At 71.6% G+C, this 18,042-nt stretch carries 25 protein-coding genes and 1 pseudogene; 10 read left to right on the plus strand and 16 right to left on the minus strand.

Translation table 11 applies throughout. The features are described from left to right. Positions 1 to 40: 40 nt before the first annotated feature. Together ACR5MH_RS15965 and ACR5MH_RS15970 are read right to left on the minus strand one after the other, a co-directional pair. Entirely contained in the window at positions 41 to 241 is a 201-nt protein-coding gene (locus ACR5MH_RS15965; RefSeq protein ID WP_431348081.1) for a hypothetical protein, read from the minus strand. 73 nt (positions 242 to 314) lie between these two features. Then, positions 315 to 614: a hypothetical protein gene (locus ACR5MH_RS15970; protein ID WP_431348082.1), complete on the minus strand. Its 300-nt coding sequence runs from the start codon at positions 612 to 614 to the stop codon at positions 315 to 317. An 87-nt stretch (positions 615 to 701) separates the two neighbouring features. Between ACR5MH_RS15970 and ACR5MH_RS15975 the strand changes: the two genes are divergently transcribed. Next, positions 702 to 1,073, plus strand: a complete 372-nt coding sequence (locus tag ACR5MH_RS15975) for a cupin domain-containing protein (RefSeq protein ID WP_431348083.1) — start codon at positions 702 to 704, stop codon at positions 1,071 to 1,073. A 25-nt stretch (positions 1,074 to 1,098) separates the two neighbouring features. Here the strand turns inward: ACR5MH_RS15975 and ACR5MH_RS15980 are convergent, their stop codons facing one another. The 4 genes from ACR5MH_RS15980 to ACR5MH_RS15995 form a co-directional block, all read right to left on the minus strand. Beyond that, entirely contained in the window at positions 1,099 to 1,749 is a 651-nt protein-coding gene (locus ACR5MH_RS15980; protein ID WP_431348084.1) for an HAD family hydrolase, read from the minus strand. Positions 1,750 to 1,871: 122 nt separating this feature from the next. Continuing rightward, positions 1,872 to 2,120 (minus strand): hypothetical protein, encoded by a 249-nt coding sequence (locus ACR5MH_RS15985; protein ID WP_431348085.1) that lies wholly within the window; start codon positions 2,118 to 2,120, stop codon positions 1,872 to 1,874. Positions 2,121 to 2,376: 256 nt separating this feature from the next. Then, positions 2,377 to 3,396 (minus strand): Gfo/Idh/MocA family protein, encoded by a 1,020-nt coding sequence (locus ACR5MH_RS15990; RefSeq protein ID WP_431348086.1) that lies wholly within the window; start codon positions 3,394 to 3,396, stop codon positions 2,377 to 2,379. A gap of 106 nt (positions 3,397 to 3,502) precedes the next feature. Beyond that, a complete protein-coding gene (locus ACR5MH_RS15995; protein WP_431348087.1) occupies positions 3,503 to 4,501 on the minus strand; it encodes a Gfo/Idh/MocA family protein in 999 nt (332 codons plus the stop codon). 205 nt (positions 4,502 to 4,706) lie between these two features. Between ACR5MH_RS15995 and ACR5MH_RS16000 the strand changes: the two genes are divergently transcribed. Both ACR5MH_RS16000 and ACR5MH_RS16005 read left to right on the plus strand, forming a co-directional pair. After that, a complete protein-coding gene (locus tag ACR5MH_RS16000; protein ID WP_431348088.1) occupies positions 4,707 to 5,474 on the plus strand; it encodes an alpha/beta fold hydrolase in 768 nt (255 codons plus the stop codon). A 138-nt stretch (positions 5,475 to 5,612) separates the two neighbouring features. Beyond that, entirely contained in the window at positions 5,613 to 5,930 is a 318-nt protein-coding gene (locus ACR5MH_RS16005; RefSeq protein WP_431348089.1) for a hypothetical protein, read from the plus strand. Between the two features lie 63 nt (positions 5,931 to 5,993). Here ACR5MH_RS16005 and ACR5MH_RS16010 read toward each other — a convergent pair whose 3' ends face one another. The 5 genes from ACR5MH_RS16010 to ACR5MH_RS16030 all read right to left on the minus strand — a co-directional run bounded on the left by ACR5MH_RS16010 (position 5,994) and on the right by ACR5MH_RS16030 (position 8,916). Continuing rightward, the gene (locus ACR5MH_RS16010; protein WP_431348090.1) at positions 5,994 to 6,905 is read right to left on the minus strand and encodes a hypothetical protein; all 912 of its coding nucleotides are present in this window, start codon (positions 6,903 to 6,905) and stop codon (positions 5,994 to 5,996) included. Between the two features lie 27 nt (positions 6,906 to 6,932). Next, entirely contained in the window at positions 6,933 to 7,196 is a 264-nt protein-coding gene (locus ACR5MH_RS16015; protein WP_431348091.1) for a DUF7218 family protein, read from the minus strand. Positions 7,197 to 7,316: 120 nt separating this feature from the next. Then, the gene (locus ACR5MH_RS16020; protein ID WP_431348092.1) at positions 7,317 to 8,090 is read right to left on the minus strand and encodes a hypothetical protein; all 774 of its coding nucleotides are present in this window, start codon (positions 8,088 to 8,090) and stop codon (positions 7,317 to 7,319) included. A 99-nt stretch (positions 8,091 to 8,189) separates the two neighbouring features. Then, positions 8,190 to 8,462: a hypothetical protein gene (locus tag ACR5MH_RS16025; protein ID WP_431348093.1), complete on the minus strand. Its 273-nt coding sequence runs from the start codon at positions 8,460 to 8,462 to the stop codon at positions 8,190 to 8,192. A 115-nt stretch (positions 8,463 to 8,577) separates the two neighbouring features. Beyond that, positions 8,578 to 8,916, minus strand: a complete 339-nt coding sequence (locus ACR5MH_RS16030; protein ID WP_431348094.1) for a hypothetical protein — start codon at positions 8,914 to 8,916, stop codon at positions 8,578 to 8,580. A gap of 97 nt (positions 8,917 to 9,013) precedes the next feature. Between ACR5MH_RS16030 and ACR5MH_RS16035 the strand changes: the two genes are divergently transcribed. From ACR5MH_RS16035 to ACR5MH_RS16050, 4 genes are read left to right on the plus strand one after another with little or no spacing between them, the layout of a single operon-like run. Further along, on the plus strand, positions 9,014 to 9,796 hold the full coding sequence (locus ACR5MH_RS16035) for a putative protein N(5)-glutamine methyltransferase (protein ID WP_431348095.1): 783 nt from the start codon (positions 9,014 to 9,016) through the stop codon (positions 9,794 to 9,796). A 57-nt stretch (positions 9,797 to 9,853) separates the two neighbouring features. Beyond that, entirely contained in the window at positions 9,854 to 10,687 is an 834-nt protein-coding gene (locus ACR5MH_RS16040) for a tryptophan-rich sensory protein (protein ID WP_431348096.1), read from the plus strand. Positions 10,688 to 10,726: 39 nt separating this feature from the next. Next, positions 10,727 to 11,200, plus strand: coding sequence for a VanZ family protein (locus ACR5MH_RS16045; RefSeq protein WP_433861942.1), 474 nt, complete (start codon positions 10,727 to 10,729; stop codon positions 11,198 to 11,200). Positions 11,201 to 11,256: 56 nt separating this feature from the next. Further along, positions 11,257 to 12,177 carry an AEC family transporter gene (locus ACR5MH_RS16050; RefSeq protein ID WP_431348098.1) on the plus strand — a complete coding sequence of 307 codons (921 nt, stop codon included), beginning with the start codon at positions 11,257 to 11,259 and terminating at the stop codon, positions 12,175 to 12,177. A gap of 80 nt (positions 12,178 to 12,257) precedes the next feature. Here the strand turns inward: ACR5MH_RS16050 and ACR5MH_RS16055 are convergent. Further along, positions 12,258 to 12,620 (minus strand): annotated as a pseudogene (locus ACR5MH_RS16055) (tetratricopeptide repeat protein); the annotation flags it as partial. A 159-nt stretch (positions 12,621 to 12,779) separates the two neighbouring features. Further along, positions 12,780 to 13,403, minus strand: coding sequence for a TOPRIM nucleotidyl transferase/hydrolase domain-containing protein (locus ACR5MH_RS16060; protein ID WP_431348099.1), 624 nt, complete (start codon positions 13,401 to 13,403; stop codon positions 12,780 to 12,782). 52 nt (positions 13,404 to 13,455) lie between these two features. Here ACR5MH_RS16060 and ACR5MH_RS16065 point away from each other — a divergent pair, with 52 nt between their 5' ends. Beyond that, positions 13,456 to 13,725 carry a hypothetical protein gene (locus tag ACR5MH_RS16065; protein ID WP_431348100.1) on the plus strand — a complete coding sequence of 90 codons (270 nt, stop codon included), beginning with the start codon at positions 13,456 to 13,458 and terminating at the stop codon, positions 13,723 to 13,725. Between the two features lie 94 nt (positions 13,726 to 13,819). On the opposite strand, the gene ACR5MH_RS16070 is transcribed toward ACR5MH_RS16065, so the two are convergent. Both ACR5MH_RS16070 and ACR5MH_RS16075 read right to left on the minus strand, forming a co-directional pair. Continuing rightward, positions 13,820 to 14,362 carry a hypothetical protein gene (locus ACR5MH_RS16070; protein WP_431348101.1) on the minus strand — a complete coding sequence of 181 codons (543 nt, stop codon included), beginning with the start codon at positions 14,360 to 14,362 and terminating at the stop codon, positions 13,820 to 13,822. Further along, positions 14,355 to 14,675, minus strand: a complete 321-nt coding sequence (locus ACR5MH_RS16075; protein WP_431348102.1) for a TetR family transcriptional regulator — start codon at positions 14,673 to 14,675, stop codon at positions 14,355 to 14,357. Before ACR5MH_RS16075 ends, ACR5MH_RS16070 begins: the two co-directional genes overlap by 8 nt. Positions 14,676 to 14,776: 101 nt before the next feature. On the opposite strand from ACR5MH_RS16075, the gene ACR5MH_RS16080 reads away from it, so the two are divergent. Further along, the gene (locus tag ACR5MH_RS16080; protein ID WP_431348103.1) at positions 14,777 to 15,706 is read left to right on the plus strand and encodes an aldo/keto reductase; all 930 of its coding nucleotides are present in this window, start codon (positions 14,777 to 14,779) and stop codon (positions 15,704 to 15,706) included. A gap of 102 nt (positions 15,707 to 15,808) precedes the next feature. Further along, positions 15,809 to 17,014 (plus strand): hypothetical protein, encoded by a 1,206-nt coding sequence (locus tag ACR5MH_RS16085; protein ID WP_431348104.1) that lies wholly within the window; start codon positions 15,809 to 15,811, stop codon positions 17,012 to 17,014. Positions 17,015 to 17,093: 79 nt separating this feature from the next. On the opposite strand, the gene ACR5MH_RS16090 is transcribed toward ACR5MH_RS16085, so the two are convergent. Continuing rightward, positions 17,094 to 18,014 carry a 5'-3' exonuclease gene (locus ACR5MH_RS16090; protein ID WP_431349438.1) on the minus strand — a complete coding sequence of 307 codons (921 nt, stop codon included), beginning with the start codon at positions 18,012 to 18,014 and terminating at the stop codon, positions 17,094 to 17,096. Between the last annotated feature and the right edge of the window lie 28 nt (positions 18,015 to 18,042).

The following is an 18,042-nucleotide window of genomic DNA, read 5'->3' on the forward strand; positions in this document are numbered from 1 at the left end:
GCTCTGTGTGCGAACGCCTCCGTCCCGCAGCGCGACCGCGTCAGCGACGGCCGGCCCGCCGGCTGCCGTACAGCCACACCGCACCGACGATCACGCCGGCCACGAGCATCCCGATCCCGACCCCGAGGATCGACCCGTCTCCGGAGCGGGGCAGGATCAGGCCCACCACGAACAGCACGGCGCCGAGGTTGAGCAGCACCGCGGCCACCCAGCCGAGCGTCGTGCGCAGCGCTGCGTTCATTGCGGGTATCGTAGCCCGCCCCTCTGCACCGGGCCTCAGGCCGCCGGGCCCGGCGTCATTATTCGCGGTGGCCTTACGCCTGGCCCTGGTTGCCGGTCGCAGCGGGCTCCTCGTCCAGCGCCTCGTTGATCAGCGACGCGACGAGGAACTTCCAGTCCGAGCCCTCGTGCAGGGTCTCCAGGTAACCGATCGGGACGGCTCCGAACACGGGTTCGTGCTCCTCGCCTTCGGCCGAGACGCGCACCAGACGGCCGAGCTCCGCGTGCGTCTCGTCGAGCACCACCCACTCGCCCGGCGCCTTCTTCTCCACGTGGAAGATGCGCCCCCGGTACGGGTAGCGGACGCTGGACATCTCGAGTTCGCTGGCGGACATGGCCATCCTTCCGTCGGTGGACGCTCTTTGGAGCATCAAACGCCCGAGGGGCTGTGCTTGGCAAGATGCACTCCCTAGGCTGACGGCATGACCACAGGTGGCGTCCACAACATCGACGCGGCGTTCGCGTTCGTCCCCGAACCCTGGCAGCCGCACCGGCTGACCAGCGTGAACGACTACGACGTGAAGGTCGCCCGGCTGCAGGGCTCCTTCATCTGGCACGCGCATCCGGACACGGACGAACTGTTCCTCGTGGTCGCCGGACGGCTCACCATCCAGCTCCGCGACCGCGAGGTCGAACTGGGGCCGCACGACGTGTTCGTGGTTCCGAAAGGCGCGGAGCACTGCCCGTTCGCCGAGGACGAGGCGCTGGTCGTGATGTTCGAGCCGAAGGGCACCGTGAACACGGGCGATCAGCCGGGTGAGCGCACGAGCGCGCTGCAGGAGCTGCCGGACTGAGCGGCAGTCAGAGCAGCCGGTCGACTCAGAGCAGCCGGTCGAGCGCCCCCAGCAGCGCGGCCGGCCCGTCGAAGACCTCCTGCGCCCCGGCATCCGTGAGTTCGCCCGCCCCGACGCCGCCGCAGAGCACCCCCACCGACCGGATGTGCGCCCGCGCCGCTGCGGTCATGTCCCAGACCGAGTCGCCGACGACGAGCGCCTCGCCGGCGGTCGCGTCCGCACGGCCGAGTGCGACCTCCAGGATGCCCGGGTCGGGCTTGGCCTCGTCCACGTCGTCGGCCGAGGTGGACGCGTGCACCGCGTCTTCGGCTCCGAGCGCTCGCCGCAGCATCGCCAGCTCGCCCTCGGCGGCGGAGCTCGCGAGCACGACCCGGACGCCGCGGCCGGCGACCCCGCGCAGCAGGTCGGCGGCCCCGTCGAACGCCCGCAGCCGCGGCGCGAGCTCGCGGAGGTGCCTCGCGTGCAGCGCCCGGGCCCGGTCGTTCCAGTCGTCGTCGTGCTCACCCGCGACCGCGCGGAGCAGCTGGCCCGAGTCCCTGCCGAGCGCGCGGTGGATGCGCCAGGCGTCGACGGGCGCGCCCAGCTCGGCGAACGCGCGTTGCCAGGCGTCGATGTGGAGGTAGTTCGAGTCGACGAGGGTGCCGTCGACGTCGAAGAGCACGGTGCGGATGGTCATGACTCCACGTCGTACACCCCTCGGCGCGAGCTCTCATCCCCCTTGCCGTGCACGCCGGCCGGGGCAGGGTGCAGGCATGACCCCTCCGGAATCGACGGATCGCGCGTGCACGCACCGCGGAATCAGTTGAAGATGGCCCATTCCGCGCGGCTGATCTTGGCGCGCTGGCCATCGATCACGAGGTACCAGCTCTCCTCGTCGCGGTGGAGGTACTGAGCGAGCATGGTGGTGTACCGCCACTCGCCGTTGACCTGGCTCCAGCGGATGAGTGAGATGAGCTGCCCTTGGCGCAGGTAGGGCACCGCGACGAAGTCATCATGTCGCGGATGTTCGGGACCGCCGATCTGGCGCCCCATCCTCGGAGTGCTCATGCGTCACTTTAACCCCAAGGGGCTCGCTTTGGGAACAGTCTGGATCCTGTTGAAATGAAATAGATTTCGTGTCAACCGTCGAAGTATTCGCTACTCCAGTCGGCGCGTCCAGACCGTCAGCGGGCGGCCGTCATTGCGCTGGGCACGCAGGCGGGCGCCGTCCACCCCCGGCCCTACCCGGCACCGAACAGCCGAGTACGCGAATAGTCCGCGTACTCGGCTGTTTCGGCTGATTTCGTGCGTACTCGGCGGGTGGTCAGCGGGTGGGGGAGAGGGCGGGGATCGCCGCCACGGCGCGCGTGCGCACGGACTCGTAGGCGCCGAGGATGATGCCGAGCACCTCGATGCCCTCCTTCTGCGTGTGCAGCGGGCGGGTGCCGTCGAGGAGGCTGCGGGCGAAGTGGTTCAGCTCCTCGCCGAACTGGTGCACCGGCTCCAGCTCGATCACGGTCGGCTCGGCCTCGCCGCGCTTCTTGAGCGTGAGGGTCGTGCCGTCGGACGTCAGGCTGCCGAGCTCGCCGACGGCCGAGAACTTCTCCGTCCCCGGCGCCGCCTCGTAGGCCCAGCTCGTGACGATGGTCCCGATCACGCCGTTGTCGAACCGGACGAGCACCGTCGCGGAGTCCTCGCCCTCCATGAACGACAGACGGTGCGTGGCCAGCATGGCCGTGACCTCCACCGGGGCGCCCCCTGCGAGGTGCAGCAGCAGGTAGGTCGGGTGGTAGCCGGTGTCGATCAACTCGCCGCCGCCCGAGGTCGACGCGTGCGCGCGCCAGCCCATGCTCGCCGGGTCGAAGTCGTTGAAGAACGAGTCCGTCGTGCGCACTTCGTAGACGCGCCCGATCGCTCCGGACTCGATCAGCTCCTTCGCCCGGGCGACGGCCGGGAGGAAGAGCTGGTTGTGCGCGCACATCAGGGTGACGCCGGCCTCCTCGACCGCAGCGGAGACCTCGGCGGCCTCCTCCGAGGTCAGGCAGAGCGGCTTCTCGCACAGGATGTGCTTGCCCGCCCGCGCTGCTGCGACGATCGCGTCCTTGTGCAGGTGGTGCGGGAGGCAGATGTCGACGGCGTCGATGTCCGCCTCGGCGAGCATGACGCGGTAGTCGGCGTAGATCGCCGCGCCGGTCGCAGCCGCGCGCTTCTCGGCGCTCTCGCGCACCGGGTCGGCCACGGCCGCGAAAGTGATGACGTCGGGGTTGCGGAGGTAGCCCTCCACGTGCGCGCCGGCGATGCCGCCGGCCCCGATCAACCCGATACGAACGCTGTTACTGGACATGAGTAGAACTCCAAGTGTGTCGAGGGGCACGAAAGCGCCCCTGAAAGTGCCGGATAGAGGCGTTTACGTGCCCCTCGGCGGGAGGTGGGTGGTGAGAAGGCGCGGGTCAGCGCGCGACGGCGGGCACCGCGGGCGCGACGGGGCGGCCCTCGGCGGCGGAGGCGTTCGCGGCGACCACGACGCGGGTGAGCGCGAGCGCATGGTCGAGGTTCGCGTCGGCCCTGCTGCCGTCGCGGATGCGGCGCACCCACTCGTCGAACGCGCCCGGCCCGTTGTCGGGCACCGGCAGCTCCTGCCAGCCGTCGCCGGTGTTCAGGAAGAGGCCGCCTGCAGCGCCGCCGTAGGACAGCGCGCCCTGGGTGCCGCGCAGCTCGATCGTGAAGTCGCCCGGGGTCTGCACGAGGCTCGCCTCGACGACCCCGATGCGGCCGCCGTCGAACTCGGCCGTGACCACGGCGTTGTCGTCGACCTCCCGGCCGGTGAGGCTCGCGTACGTCGCCGTGATCCGCTGCGGCTCGCTCCGCTGGAAGAGGCGCGTGAGGTAGATCGGGTGGCAGCCGAGGTCGGTCAGGGCGCCGCCGTAGGCCTCCGCCGGGTTGCCGAACCGGTCGGGCAGCCAGCCGGCGATCCAGCCGTCGTGCGCGAGGCGCACGCGGCTGTAGGCCAGCTCGCCGAGCGTGCCCGCGTCGAGGACCTGCTCGATCGCCGCGGTGTAGCCGTGGTGGAGGCGCGGGAGCGAGACCACCAGCGCGACGCCTGCAGCGTCGGCGGCGGCGACCAGCGCGTCGGCGTCGGCGACGGTCGGGGCGAGCACCTTCTCGGTGAAGACGTGCTTGCCTGCGGCGATGGCGCGCGAGATCACGTCGACGTGCTGGTCCGTGGAGGTGGTGACCGTGACGCCGTCGAGGGTGTCACGGGCGAGCAGTTCGTCGAGGTCGGCGACGAACTCCACCCCGAATCTCTCGGCGGCCTCCCGGCCGCGTTCGGGGTCGTCGTCCCAGATGGCGACGAGCGTGGTGCCGGGATGCTCCTGGGCGTCGCGGGCGTAGTCGCCCCCGTGGACGTGCCAGAAGCCGAGCGCAGCGACAGTGAGTGGTTGGGACATGCCTGTGAAGGCCTCCTTGCCTGGTATTCGATGCGCGCGAACCCGACCAGCCTAACCACTTCTCCGCGTCCACCGCACGTCTTTTGCCGGATTGCCAGCAGAAGTAGTCAGGCGCCCCGCAGACATTCGTGACGAATCGCGGCTTTCGCCCGCGCAAAGGCGACATTCGTGCCGAATCGCGCGGGAGGAGGTAGCGTCGGGCACTGTGACGCACATCCCTCTGCATCGCGAATGGCACGGCGACGAGGACTCGCCGCACCCGCCGCTGCTGCTCCTCCACGGCGGCGGCTCCACGATCGAGTCGAACTGGGGGATGCTGCTCCCGCTGCTGGAGCGAAGCCGCTCGGTGCTCGCTGTGGAGCTGCAGGGTCACGGCCGCACGGCCTCCGGCGACCGCGTGCCCTCGTTCGAGGGCTCGGCGGACGATGTCGCGGCCGTGCTGGAGGAGCTGCGGCTCGGCCCGGTCGACGTGCTCGGGTTCAGCAACGGCGGCCAGGTGGCGTTCCAGCTCGCCGCGCGGCATCCCGCGCTGGTGCGCAAGCTGGTCCTGGCGTCGGCCCCGTTGCGGCGCGACGCGATGGCCGACGGCTTCTGGGCGGGACTGGAGGCGGCCCGGTTCGAGGACCTTCCCGCCGTGTACGCGGAGGCGGACCTGGCTGTCAGCCGCGACCCGGAGCACGCGAGGCGGATGTTCGAGCTCGACCGCGCCCTCATGCTCCGCTTCGAGGATTTCCCGGACGAGCTGGTGGCCTCGGTCACCGCGCCGACGCTGGTCGTGGGGGCCGACCGCGACGTGGTCCGCCCCGAGCACTTCGTGGAGGTCGCCGCACTGCTCCCGGACGCGCGCCTCCTGATCGTCCCGGGCCTGCACGGCGACTACCTCGGCGAGGTGCTGGCGGCCGGCGGCGACGATCGAGCGCTGCGCGCCTTCCTCCCGCACCTGCTGGCGTTCCTCGACGATCACCTGGCATAACGGGCGAGCACCCGTCCGGAGGACATTGACAGGGAGAGCGGTTTCCTCCGCTGGACCAGCCATATCGAGATATCGGGCACGTGTCAATCCCCTGGATTCGCCCAGCAGTTCTGCTCCGATCTAAGGCACTATTGCACCATGGGAAAACTCCTCTACGGCGCAGGTCAGGAATATGACCTCGACGACCGGGCGCTGAGCCACGTCAAGCTCGCGATCGTCGCCAAGCTCCGCCGCCACGAGAGCTTCCTCCTCAACTGGGACGTGCCCGTCGAGCAGGGTTCGGGGCGCGTGTCGCTCTGGATCAGCCGCGAGATCCCGCTCGCGTTCCAGTTCGCCGGGAGCCGGCCTCCCGCGATCAACCCGCAGTGGCTGGAGGCGCTCATGCACACCTCGCAGCGCACCGGCGGCATGGTCGTGATGGCGGAGGACGAGCTCGACCAGCACCTTCCCACCTGATCCGGCCGCTCGCCCGATACGACCGCTCATCCGATCCGACCTGCCTTCCGATCCGACCGGCCTTCAGTCGCCGCGGGCGTCGTCCAGCTCGCGTTCGGCATCCCGCACGGCCCGCTGCAGCTCCGGGATGCGCCTCCTGAGCGCGCGCTCGGCAGCCTTCGACTCGGCGAGTTCGGTTTCGGTGCGTTGCAGGCGTCGCTCCAGCGCGTCGCGTTCGGCCTCCAAGTCGGAACGGCGGTCGACCTCTGCGTCCAGTTCGTCGTCGAGGGACTCCGCGTCGGCTCGCGCGCGTTCGAGGGCGCGCTCGGCCGCGCGGATCGTGCGTTCCCGCTCCCGGCGCTCGCTGGCGGTCTCGGACCGCGCGTCCGCATGCCCGGCGGCGCCGTCCGCCTCCGGGGCGGCAGCGGTCGGGGTCTTCGCCGGCCGCGCCTCCTTCGTCTCTCGGGCCGGGGCGGCAGCCGCAGCGGCTGCGGGACTCCGCTCCGCCGCGGCGGCCAGGGCCTCCTCGTCCAACGGCAGCGCGACGGCGTCGGACACGTCCGTCGACTCCACCCCGGTCGACTCGAGCGCGCGCACCAGCATCCCGCTGCGCACCGCTGCGGCCGCGACCGGGTCCACGACGGCGGCCTGGAGGGTCTCCTCGACCTCGCGGCCGACCGCCGCGCTCGTCCCCAGGTCGCGCAGCGCGCGCTGCAGCAGTCGCTGACGCTCCCGGGTCAGGTCGCGGATCCCGTCCCGGTCGCGCGCGGCGAACGCGTCCCGCATCCGGTCGCCGAGCTGGAGGATGCGGTCGACCAGCTCGGAATCGCGGCGCGTCAGGGCGTTGACCGCGGCGGCGGAAGCCGTCGGCTTCCTCAGCGCCTTGATGCTCTTCGCGAGCTCACGGTCGGCGCCGGCTGCCGCAGCCGCCCGCGCGGCGACGAACTCCGCGGGCTCGACCCCGTACAGGTCCGCGGCCACGTCGCGCAGGTTCATGGCGCGAGTGTACGCGTGACGCGCCGGTCAGTGGTCGCGCAGCTCCTTCACGAGCTCGGACTTGGTCTTCTTCGAGTAACCGCTGAGGCCGAGTTCCCTGGCGCGCTTCTTCAACTCCGGCACCGTCCAATCGTCGTAGGAGCCGGACTCGCCGCCCTTGCGGCCGACGGACTTCCGGCCGCGAGCGGCGGCGGCGTTGGAGATGCGCGCGGACTTCTCCTTCGAGTTGCCCTCGTCGCGCAGCTTCTCGTAGAGCTCCTGGTCCTTCAGCGAGTTCTCTCGTCCCGGCATGGCGTGCTCCCTTCATCGTTCGGCGCGCACGGTACGCCCCGGGACGGCCCGCGCCAGGGGTTGAGAAAACGTCGAAGGGGTCCGCGACCGGACGGTCACGGACCCCTTCGACGATGGTGACTACGCGCGCGGGGCCTTCGACGCCTTGATCGCGGCGAACCACGCGGACGACGGCCGCAGCCAGATCAGGATCACTGCGACGATCGACGCGATCACCTGGATGAGGCCGAAGGGGAAGCCGGGCCGGAAGTTCAGCAGCGACACCGCGGTCAGCACCGTGAGCACGATTCGGGCCCAGTTGGCGCCGCGCCGCATGAAGAAGGCGAACAGCACGAACACGACGGCCCAGAAGATCAGTGTGACGATCGACAGGCCGATCGCGACCCCGATCGCTGCGGTGGCGAGGGTGTCGATGTTCTGTCCGTGCAGGTTCGTGCCCGAGCTCTGGAGCTGGCGGATGATCTCAGCCCGGCCGCTGCTGGCGGTCGCGATGGTGACGATGCCGCCGATCACGCTGAGCACCGCGCTGGCGATGTACAGCCAGAACGCCGTGTTGACGGTGGTCGGGATGCGGGTGGGCGCCGCGACGGGCTGCGGCGGAGCGGCCGCGTACGACGGGAAGGCGCCGGGAGGCGGCGGGACCGCGCCGGCCTGCGGTGCGGGCGGATATCCACCGGCGGGCGCGGCGGGCGGCGGCGCCACCGGCGGCACGGGAGGCAGATCGGAGGCCGGGGCTGCGGGCGCGGCGGACTCGGCCGGAGCGGCCGTCGGCTCGGACGGCGTCGGCTGGGGCCCGGCGGCGGGCTCGGTGGGCTCGGGGACCGGCGGGACGTCGCCGGCAGGGTTGCCGCCCTCGGGAGGCTGCGGCTTGTTCTCGTCCTCAGGATTGGTCATGTTCGCGACGATACTGGAATACCGGAATTCCGGCTACAGTGCGTGCGCGTGGCGCGCATCCGGCCCGCTCGAGGGCCCGTCATGCGTGGCCCAGCGGCCTCAGGTGAGCGAGTCGAAGTCGAACCAGAAGGAGTCGTCCTCCTCGTGGTCTCCGACAGCGGCCGGCTCGCGAGGGATGCTGGCCGTCTCGATGCGCACGCGTGTCTGGCTGGTCACGAAGATCTCGCTCGGCGGACGGCTCGACTGCGTGATGGCCACGAAGTCTCCGTCGCTGCGGCTCGCCTCGATCACCCGTCGCTTCAGTTCTTCGACAGGCTCGCGATCGACGAAGGTGAACCTCAGCTCATCGATGTAGACGTGGAACACCTGCATGTCCTACTCCCCGGAGTTGCTCTTCCCGCCAGATAGTACGCGTCCAGCGCCGTTCCGCCAGTGCACCACTGTATCGGGAGTGCCTCGCCCGGTCGTTTCCGTCGGATGGCGGCGCTCACAGCATGTCGACGTCGATGTCGTCCACGCCCTCCGTGCCGAGCCTGACGAAGGTGGCCCGGCGCGGGCCGAGCGCGCTGATCCGGCCGTCGAGTTCGCTGACGAAGTCGTCGTCGCGCAGCTCGGGCCCGCCGAAGTGCTCGGTCTCCGCCAGGATCTGACTGGCCGGCCCGAGCAGCATCATGATCTCGCCCACTTCCCCGGATTCGAGGATCGCGGGCGCGCGCACTTCGGCGGCGGCCGTGTTGATCGCCAGCGCCGCCGCGTACCTCACCAGGACGTCCGCGATCGCGTCGCCGGTGAGCAGGGAGCCGCTCGCGTAATGGATCCTCTTCATACCCCATCAATACGTGCCGAACCGCGAGCGGTCAAGGCTCAGGCAGGGGTTGCGCTCCGGCGCGAAGGAGGGTCGCGCTCCCGGCTAGCATGGCCCGGTGAGCGCGCGCGAAAGGGATGGCATCATCCGCCGGTTGCGCGCCGCGGGCTGCGTCTTCGCCGAGGAGGAGGCCGCGCTGCTGCTCGAGGCGGCCACGTCCCCGGGCGAATTGGAGGCCCTGGTCGGCCGTCGCGCGGCGGGCGAGCCGCTGGAGCCGCTGCTGGGCTTCGCCGAGTTCGGCGGGCTCCGCATCCACGTGGACGCGGGCGTCTTCGTCCCGCGCCGCCGCACCGAACTGCTCGCGCGCGAGGCGACGGCGCTGACCCGGCCGGGCGACGCGGTGCTCGACCTGTGCTGCGGGGCGGGCGCGATCGGCGCCGTCATCGCCGCGCGGGTCCCCGGGGCGGTTGTGTACGCGGCCGACGTCGAACCGGCCGCCGTGCGTGCGGCCCGGGCGAACCTCGACCCGGCCCGGGTGTTCGAGGGCGACCTGTTCGCCCCGCTGCCGCCCGAGCTGCACGGAGCGCTCGCCGTGATCGCGGTGAACGCGCCGTACGTCCCGACGGACGCCATCGGACTGATGCCGCCGGAGGCGCGGCTCTACGAGCCGGCGGTGGCGCTGGACGGTGGCGCGGACGGCCTGGACCTCCACCGCCGGATCGCCGTCGAGGGACCGGGCTGGCTGGCGCCGGGAGGCTCGATCGTCATCGAGACCAGTGACGAACAGGCGGAGCGCACCGCGTCGCTGTTCGAGGTCGCGGGGCTCGCGGCGCGCGTGGTGACGGACGACGACCTCGACGGGACGGTCGTGATCGCGTCCCCGCCGCCGCCTGCGCCCTAGAACCCGCGGCGACGCAAGGGATACCGTTTTTCCTGTTTCCGGTCTAGATTCCACCCCATGACCAGCCTGACCCGAAGGCTGCCGCTCGGTGTGACGCACCCGACCGCCTCCGACCGCATCCGGCAGAGCGGAATGATCGCCGCGACCGTCATCGCGCTGGGCGGCGCAGTCTACGGATCCGGACTCGCCGGAGGCCGCCCCATCCCACGCGTGGCCGGCGGCGCCCTCGGCCCCGACGCCACGCTCGTCGCACCGGCCGGCCCGGCTTTCGCCATCTGGTCGGTGGTCTACCTGGGACTGGCCGGCTACGCGATCTGGCAGGCGCTGCCCTCGCAGGCCGCCCGCCGCCGGCAGCGCGCCGTGGGCTACTGGATCATCGCCTCGCTCCTCCTCAATGCCGCCTGGATCGTCGCGGTGCAGGCGGGGCTGCTCGCGCTGAGCGTGCCGATCATCGGCCTCCTGCTCGTCGTGCTCGTGGTGGCGTTCGTTCGGCTGCGGCATGAGCCCGGCGATACGACCGCCGACGCGGTGCTCCTCGACGGGACCGTCGGCCTCTACCTCGGCTGGGCGATGGTCGCGACGGCCGCGGACGTCGCGGCCTGGCTGCAGACCGCGGGCTTCACCGGGTTCGGGATGCCGCCGGAGGTGTGGGCGATGGCGGTCCTCGCGGCGCTCGCCGTTGTCGCGTGCGCGCTGGCGGTCTGGGACCGTGGCCGCCTCGCGCCGGCGCTCGCGTCGGCCTGGGGCCTGGTGTGGATCGCGGTCTCCCGGTCCGCTGGAGGCCTCCCGAGCGCGGTGGTGGCGGTCACGGCGCTCGCCTCGGCGATCCTCGTGATCATGGTCGCGGTGGCGGTGCGGGTGGCGCGCGGCGGGCGGCCGCGGCGAAGCTGACCCCGGTGGAACCTGAGGTGTGACGCACAGCATTTCCCGATGGGCGGCGCCTACGCTGAGGGGATGCCCGTCGACCGCCGCACCCGCCGCCGCGCGACCATCGGACTGCTCGCGTACACGGCGTTCGTGGCTGCGGTCGGGCTCTGGCCGACGCCGGTCGACCGCCCGTTCGACCCGCTGCTGTTCCGCGTCCTCGGCGTCGCGGCGGTCGTCGGCATCCGGCCGGTCGACGCCTACGACGTGGTCGAGTTCACGGCCAACGTGGCGTTCTTCGTGCCGCCCGCTCTGCTCGTCGTGCTGATCGTCGGCCTCCGCCGCTGGTGGGTCGCCCCGCTCGCCGGCCTGCTCTGCAGCGTCGCGATCGAGTTCGCCCAGCACTTCCTCCTGCCGGCCCGGTTCGGCACCGTGAACGACGTGATCGCGAACACCCTCGGAGCGCTGCTCGGCACGGGGATCGGTGTACTCGTGATGGTGCGGCGGCGCGCGGATGCGCGCGAACCGTGGATTACTTGACAGGATCGTCTTCTTGACATGATCGTCCGGGGGAGACGAGAGGAGACACCGACGCGATGGCTGGAGTGCTGACCGGGTTCGGGATCATCGCGTTCGTCATCCTGGTCGGCTACCTCGCCGGACGGTTCCGGGTCGGCGGCCCCACCGCGCCGTACGTGCTCAACCGGATCGCGTTCTTCGTGACCAACCCGGCGCTGCTGTTCGTGACGCTCGCCCACGCCGACCTGAAGGTCGTGTTCTCGACCCAGCTCGTCGTCGCCGCCATCGCCGCGATCGCCGCCGCAGGCCTCTTCCTGCTGCTGTCGCGGCTGTTCTTCCGGCGGCCGGCGGCGGAGACGACGATCGGGACGCTGGGCGCCGGCTACGTCAACGCCAACAACATCGGCCTCCCGGTCGCGGTCTACGTGCTCGGCAGCGCGTCGTACGTGGCGCCGGTGCTGCTGCTCCAGCTCATCGTGTTCGCGCCGATCGCGCTGACGGTGCTCGACATCACCAGCCGCGGGACGGTGTCGCTGCGGTCGATCCTGACGCAGCCGGTGCGCAACCCGATGATCATCGCCTCCCTGCTCGGCATCCTCGTGGATGTGCTCCGCATCCCGATCCCCGCCGCGGTCTACCAGCCGTTCGAGCTGCTGGGCGGCGCCGCGGTCCCACTCGTGCTGATGGCGTTCGGGATGTCGTTGCACGGGTCGCGGCCGCTGCAGGCCGGCCATGGGCGGGCGGAGATCGCGACCGCCGTGGTCCTCAAATCGGTCGGCATGCCCCTGGTCGCGTTCGCCGTGGCTCGGTTCGCGTTCGGCCTCGAGGGTCACGCGCTGTTCGCGGCGGTGGCGCTCGCCGCCCTCCCGACCGCCCAGAATGTCTACAACTTCGCCGCCCGCTACGAACACGGAATGCCGGTCGCGCGCGACATCGTGCTGCTGACGACGCTCTTCGCCGTCCCCGTCCTCCTCGTCATCGCAGCCCTCCTGGCCTGAAACACGCGAGTACGCGGAAAATCAGTCGAAACGGCCGAGTACGCAGATTCTTCGCGTACTCGAGGGTGTGGCGCCGAAGCTCAGCGGGCGGCGTCGAGTTCGTGGAGGTACTCGGCGTTGCCGCGCAGGCCGGCTTCGTACCGCAGCAGGTCGGGGGTGCGGATGCAGTCGGCCGCGAGCTCCATCAGCTCCGCGACCGCGCCGTCGCTGCGTCCCGCCGCGTGCAGGGAGAGCGCGTGCCAGACGCGCACCGACTCGGACTCCGGGAACGTCTCCCTCGCCCGGTCGAGCACGGCCAGCGACTCGTCGAAGCGGCCGAGGTTGCGCAGCGTGCTGCCGTACTGGAGCAGGCACTTCCGGAGGGTATCGCCCTCCAGCCCCGCTTCGAGCGCGCGCTCGTAGTAGCCGGCGGCCGTCTCCTCCTCGCCCGCGGTGTCGTAGGAGCCCCCACCTCGTAGAGCACGTGCGGGTCGTCGGGGTGCTCGGCGAGCACGGCCAGGAACGCGTCGATGGTCGGCGCCATGTGGTCGCGGTCGCGCGCGGCGAACAGGCGCGCGAGGCGATCGAGAAGCGCGGGGGAGGTGGTGGGCATGCGCCCCAGCCTAGGGGCGGAGTGCGGTTTCGACGGCCTCCCGCAGCGGTCCGGGCAGCGCCGACGGCCCCAGTTCTTCGGTGAGGGCGCGCCCGTACTGCTCCTTGCGGCCCGAGGTCGTGCCCAGGAACCGGTGCAGCTGGGCGAGCACCGGCCGCTCTCTCTGCGCCGGCTGCCGCTGGAACGTGCGGAACAGGCCCAGGTCGCCCTCTCGCGCGAGCACGGCCTCCGCCCGCTCGGCGCCGAGCGCCCGCAGCAGCTCGCCCTCCAGGTCAGGCCGGCACACCGACACGGACGCCTCGTCCAGGCCGGCCCGCTCGAAGAAGGCCGCCTCGCCGGCGTCGCACAGCCCGTGAAGCCGGAGGTGTGCCGGACGCAGCATCCCGACGAAGCGGCGCACACTCATCGCGCCGCCCATCGGGAGGATCGCCACGCCCGCGGCGGCCGGGTCGACTCCGAGCAGCCGGGAGGCCTCCCGACACGCCGCGCGGTCGCTCGCGCCCTCCACGAGGAGCGCTGCCGCGACCTCCGGCGGCACGGGGACGGGCACGGCGCCGGCCCGCTCGGACCACACGGCCGCCGCGCGCTCGAAGCGCGCCACCGCCCCGTCGCCGTCGAGCATCGGTTGCGTCACCTCGCCATTCTGCTCCTGGCGCGGTCGCCGTCGCGCGCGTACGGTGCAGCCCATGAAGGTCATCATCTTTCTGGCAGGCGTCGCCGTCGGGTTCGTCATCGGCACCCGCGCGGGTCGTGGCGCGTACGAGAACATGCGGAACAAGTGGCAGGGCTTCTCCGGCTCCGAGCCGGTGCAGCAGGTGAAGGACGGCGTCCGCGATTTCGCCGGCCACGCCGCCTCCGACCTCAGCGACAAAGTGTCGGAGGCTGTGGGCAAGGCGTCGGACAAGCTGGACGAGGTCACCGGCAAGAAGTCGGACAGCACCCCGACCGAGGCGTGAAGGCGGTCCCGGCGCGAATCGGGCTCCCGCACGCTGATCAGGCTCCCTGAGGCGGATCAGGCTCCTTGGGGCGGATCAGGCTCCCTGAGGCGGATCAGGCTCCTTGGGGCGGGTGTGCCAGCAACTCGACGCGCTCCGCCAGGTAGCTGTGGAAGCCGACGGTCTGCTCCGACGATGCGCTCCATCGCACGAGAGCTTTGCCGTCCCGCAGCAGCAACGGGCCCCTGGAGGTCCGCAGCGAGTCAGCGGTCACTTCGATCTCCGGCGCGTCGAAGTCCACCGTCTCGCCGTCGCGGAAGTGGCCGCGCTCGGCCGCCGCGCGGTACGCGCGCCGGGTCTCAGCCGAGACCGACACGTACTGGGTCCGCCCGGGCGGCGTCGCCCGCACGAGCTGACCGGTGGCGTAGAGGGCGCCGTCCCGGCCGAGCAGGAGCACGCCGAGCCGCCAGACCCGCCCCGCCGGACGCAGCACCGGCTCGCGCGGGATCCCGAACGTGCGGCGCCGCGGCACCAGGACCGCCAGCGCCTCGTCCCGGGCGCCCGCCTCGGTCAGCAGCCGTGCGGCCTCCGTGAGCGCGTCGCGAATGCGGGCGACGGCCTCCCGGTCGCGGGAGTCCGCGTCGCTCAGCTCATCCACGCATCCGAGGATAGGCCGCCTGGGTCGCGCCCCGGTCGGCGGCTGTCCGCGGGCGGATCGAGAAGGACGTCGCGTCCGTGATCATCAGCAGTTCGACACCGTGCGCGTGGCGCAGGATCACGAGGGCCGACGCGTCGGACTCCGCCACACGCTCCACCTGGTTGAGGAAGATGCGCGCCATCTCGTCGCTGACGTGGAAGTCGCGCCCCAGCGCGTGCACGATGTATCCGGGACCGTGCGAGTGAGCGGACGCGAGCCGCGTCTCCTGCCGGAACCCCTCGACCGCCGTCCTCGCCGCTGGCGTCATCGTCATCGGTCCCCCCTCCGCTCAGCGGAGCCCCGAATCCCCGCACTATAGACGGTAAGTCTGCCGAGCGGATCTGGCCAGGGGTTGACGAGGAGTTGAATGGACTTATGAAAACCCTGAAGCTGCCGAACATCTCCGTTCCCGCGTCCAACATCGTCCTCGGCCTCATGCGGATCAGCCCGCTGTCGGACGAGGAGATCCGCACGCTGGTCGGCACCGCCCGGGACGCGGGCGTCACCGTCTTCGACCACGCCGACATCTACGGCGAGGAGCGCCACGGCTGCGAGACGCGGTTCGGCGAGGCCGGCGCCGTCCCCGCCGCGCAGCGCGACCAGGTCGTCATCCAGTCGAAGGTCGGCATCCGGAAGGGCTACTTCGATTTCTCGCGCGAACACATCCTCACCACCGTGGACGAGTCGCTCGCCGCGCTGCGCACCGACTACCTCGACCTGCTGCTCCTGCACCGCCCCGACACCCTGGTCGAGCCGGAGGAGGTCGCGGCGGCGTTCGACGAGCTGGAGGCCTCCGGCAAGGTGCGCGCGTTCGGCGTCTCCAACCACACGCCGGGCCAGATCGAGTTGCTGCGCCGCTGGGTGAAGCAGCCGCTGAAGGTGAACCAGCTCCAGCTCAGCATCACGCACTCGCCGATCATCGCGCAGGGCGTCGCCGCCAACATGGCCGGACTGGACCAGTCGATCGTCCGCGACCTCGGCATCCTCGACTACGCCCGGCTGAACGACATCACCCTGCAGGCGTGGTCGCCGTTCCAGAAGGGCTTCTTCGACGGCGTCTTCCTCGGCGACCGCGCCGAGTACGCGGAGCTGAACGACGCGCTCGACGAACTGGCCGCGACGTACGGCGTCACGCCGACCGGCATCGCCACCGCCTGGATCACCCGGCACCCCGCGAACATGCAGGTCGTCCTCGGCACCACCAACCCGTGCCGGGTGCAGGAGGCTGCCGCCGGCTCCGACCTGCCGTTGACCCGCGAGGAGTGGTACCGCCTCTTCCGCCTGGCCGGGCACACCCTCCCGTAGCCCGGCAGCCGCCCGGCCGACTATTCGCGTACTCGTCCGCGCGATCCGCGTCCGGCGAGCCGCGGGTGCCACAGGGTGCGGAAGCGGGATACCGTCATTCGAGTGGAAGATGTCCGGCTCGGCGCCCCGCAGCGACTCGCCGCAAGGCTGAGGCTGCTGGGCGTCGCCGGGGTCCGGCAGACGCTGGTGCGCCCGGCGGACTCCCCGCAGGCCTTCGTGGCGGGCCGGCAGAGCCTCCGCGTGCTGCTGGCGGGCTCCGGGCCGGTGATCGGCTGGGGTGTCGGCAGCCACGACCTCGCACTGCCGGGCGCGCTCGCCCGGGCGATCGCAGCGACCACCGGCCGTGGTGTCGTGGTGGATGTCGTCCCGCACCCGTCCGCGGGTGTGCGCAGGCTGGCCGGGATGGTGCACCACGCCGGGGCCGGCCGCTACGACGTCGTCATCCTCAGCGCGACGGTCGCGGACACGGTCCGCATGGTCGAGCCGCGGCGGTGGGGAGCCCACGTCGCCGCACTGCTACGGGAGGTGCGCGGCAGCGGCGTGGGAGTCGTCGCCTGGCTCGGCGCGCAGCCGATCCGGTCGCTGCCGCCGTTCGACGACGCGTTCCGAGACGTCGTACAGGAACACGCCGAGCGGCTGAACCGGGCGGGGGCGCAGGCCTGCTCCGCCACCGGCGCGACCTTCCTCGCGCTGCCCGCGTCGCCGAAGCCCGAGGGCGGACGGCACCGCAGCCCGGCCGACTACCTGTTCTGGGCGCGCTGGATCACCGACGCTCTCGCCCCGGCACTGATCGGCCATCCGGTCGAGGCCGAGCACCACACCTCCACCGCCGAGGACCGGGTCGCGGCGATCGCGCGCCTCCGGCTCGGCGAGCACAAGCGCGACGGGCGGCTGGAGGGCCTGGTCGGCACCGCGCGCCGCACGCTCGGCGCCGAGATCGCGATGTTCACCGTGCTCGACGACCGCATGGAGTGGCCCATCGCCTCGGTCGGGGCGTCGCTCACCGAGATCCCGATCCAGCACTCCACCTGTCTGCACACGCTCCAGGCGCCCGACGGGATGGTGGTGCCCGACGCGGAGCAGGACGAGCGGTTCGCGTCGAGTGAGCTCGTCACCGGGCCCGCGCACCTCCGCTTCTACGCGGGGTACCCCGTGGAGGCGCCGGACGGCACCCGGATCGGCGCGATGTGCGTCTTCGGCCGCTCGGCGCGCCAACCCGCCGAGTCGGAGAGCGACCTCGATGTGCTCCGCGAGCTGGCCCTCCTCGCCCAACGCGAACTCTGGCGCTTCGAGCCCACCACCCCCTGACCGTCGAGTACGCGCAGAATCAGGCAAAACGGTCGAGTGCGCAGATGATCTGCGTACACGGCGGTTTCCTGCGGCTGGTTCAGTGGTCGACGGCGGTCGTCAGCGCGGCGAGGCAGCGGTCGAGGGAGCCGCCGAGTGCCCAGCGTTCGGCGAGGGCCGCGAGGGTCGCGCGCTGCTCGTCGCCGGGTGCGCGCAGGAGGGCGTCGAGGTCGCCGACCGGGAGGTCGCGGACGACCTCCACAACGGTCGGCGCGACGGCGAGGTAGTCGACGGCCGCGGCGAACCTGCTCCGGAGAGCGGGCTTCATCGCGCTCGCCGGATCGGCGGCGGCCGCCTCGATCCCGGGCAGGTCGCCGTACTCGGCGAGCAGCGCGCTCGCCGTCTTCTCGCCCACGCCGGCGACGCCGGGCAGGCCGTCCGAGGAGTCGCCGCGCATGACCGCGAAATCCGCGTACTGGTGCCCGTGGATGCCGTACTTCGCCACGACCGTCGCGTCCGTCAGCACCTCGAGGTTGCTCATCCCGCGTGCCGTGTAGATCACGCGGACGTCGCGGTCGTCGTCGACGAGCTGGAACAGGTCGCGGTCGCCGGTCACGACATCCACCGGCCCCCGGGTGACGGTCGCGAGCGTGCCGATCACGTCGTCCGCCTCGTGCTCCGCCGCGCCGACGATCGCGATGCCGAGCGCCTCCAGCACCTCCCGAATCACCGGCACCTGAGCCACGAGCTCGGGCGGCACCTCCTCCACGTCGACCCCGCCCGGGACCTCCTGTGCGACGCGGTGCGCCTTATAACTCGGGATGAGGTCGACCCGCCAGCGCGGCCGCCAGTCGTCGTCCCAGCACGCCACCAGCGACTCGGGGTCGTAGTCCGTGACGAGCTTCGCGATGATGTCGAGGAAGCCGCGGATCGCGTTCACCGGGGTGCCGTCCGGCGCACGCACCGTGTCGGGGACTCCGTAGAACCCGCGGAAGTAGAGGGAAGCGCTGTCGAGGAGCATCGTTCGCCCGGTCACAGCCCGATCATGC

Origin of the sequence: Streptomyces sp. L7, assembly GCF_050990935.1 — a bacterium.
Taxonomy (GTDB): Bacteria; Actinomycetota; Actinomycetes; order Actinomycetales; family Microbacteriaceae; genus Leifsonia.